The 1427-nt window shown below is 37.1% G+C and carries 2 protein-coding genes; one reads left to right on the top strand and one right to left on the bottom strand.

All coding sequences use genetic code 11. The features are described 5' to 3' along the window. The coding region (locus tag V7150_RS25125) for a VanW family protein (protein ID WP_420490332.1) at positions 1-904 on the top strand (904 nt) is incomplete at its 5' end. Positions 905-1095: 191 nt separating this feature from the next. Here the strand turns inward: V7150_RS25125 and V7150_RS25120 are convergent. Beyond that, positions 1096-1302 carry a methionine aminopeptidase gene (locus V7150_RS25120; protein ID WP_335523721.1) on the bottom strand — a complete coding sequence of 69 codons (207 nt, stop codon included), beginning with the start codon at positions 1300-1302 and terminating at the stop codon, positions 1096-1098. Positions 1303-1427: the final 125 nt, after the last annotated feature.

The following is a 1427-nucleotide window of genomic DNA, read 5'->3' as shown; positions in this document are numbered from 1 at the left end:
GAAAATTGAAAAAGAGAAAAAATTACAGGAAGAAAAGAAAAAAGAAGAGGAAAAGAAAAGAGAAGAGGAAATGCGGCCCATATTTGTAAACATTATTGATCCCAATACAAAAAACATTATCAAAACTTTTAATACCAAGGATTTAGGGTTTGGAACGGATAAAGAAAAATACAAAGCAGAAATAGCCAAATTGACCAAGGAACTGGCGAGAGGTACAAATGAAACCCCAGGTTATGACAAGAGAATGATTCTTGATAAGCTAGATGCAAATGGTCAGGTTATAAAAGGAACTCCGCAAACGATTCTAGATGAATCGGAATTATCTGAAAAGATTATTCAGGCTTCTGCCAAAGGTGGAGATGTCGAGCTGCCATTATTTGTTACCGAAAGTGGATACAAGCCAGAAGAGGCAGCTCAATTAGCGGAAGTAGTGGTTGCTTCATATACGACCTATTTTAATAGCGGAGTTGTTGGCCGAAATAAAAATATAGCTCTATCTGCTGAGGCGATAGATAATGTTATTATCGGTACACAGGATTCTTTTTCCTTTAATACGACTGTTGGACCAAGTGATACTGAGCATGGGTATCAGCCAGCACAAGAAATTGTAGATGGTAAATTGGTCGATGGTATTGGAGGAGGTATTTGCCAGACATCTTCTACATTATATAATGCTATAGATCAGTTAAGTGTCAGTTATATTGAAAAGCATAATCACTCACTTCATGTTGGATACGTGCCAACTGGAAGAGATGCGACCGTTTCGTATGGAGGAAAGGATTTTAGGTTTAAAAATACTGCCGGTGTACCAGTACTCTTAAACACGATTGTGAAAAAAGGATCCCTGACAATAGAGGTAAGAACAGCTAAAGTCTATCAAAGTCAAATCAAAAAGCGTATTTAATCATTCAAGGAAAAATCCCTTCACACACAGAAAGGGATTTTTTTTAACTAAAGGAAAGTATTACTTTTTTAATGCAACCTAGAACCAAGGAAAGCTTTGTTAGTATTAGCCTCCCAGTTGGAAAGCTGTGCTTTTCGACGAACAATGCCACTGCCTTCGCACTTTAGGGCTCCCCAATCAGCAAGTTTTCTTTATTGCATTTCCTCCCAATCTGTATAATGTCCACTGCCTTGACATCCCGGACATTCAAACGAATTAAAGTAGGCAAATTCATTATACGGATACACAGTATATCCCCGACCATGACAATCAGGGCATTTACCTTGATCCTTCATATTGGTCACATGATTTTGATACCGTGTCTCTTTCCATTGATAAAATGAGTTGAGTAGTCCCATTTTCTTCACCTCATCTTTTTACCTAGTATGGGGGAAAAATGGAATATTTATGCTTGAATGTTTTTTTAGTATAAAGGAAAATGGTGGATTGATTCGTTCCATTTATTTATTCATTCCTAGTATAT

The organism is Neobacillus drentensis, from assembly GCF_036965245.1.
Lineage (GTDB): Bacteria > Bacillota > Bacilli > Bacillales > Cytobacillaceae > Neobacillus > Neobacillus drentensis_G.
The sequence above is the reverse complement of the archived record's forward strand: the minus strand, read 5'-3'. Positions and strand labels throughout refer to the sequence as shown.

Coding starts and splice junctions, on each gene's coding strand:
- V7150_RS25120 (WP_335523721.1), bottom strand. CDS start 1,302: ATGGGACTACTCAACTCATTTTATCAATGGAAAGAGACACGGTATCAA.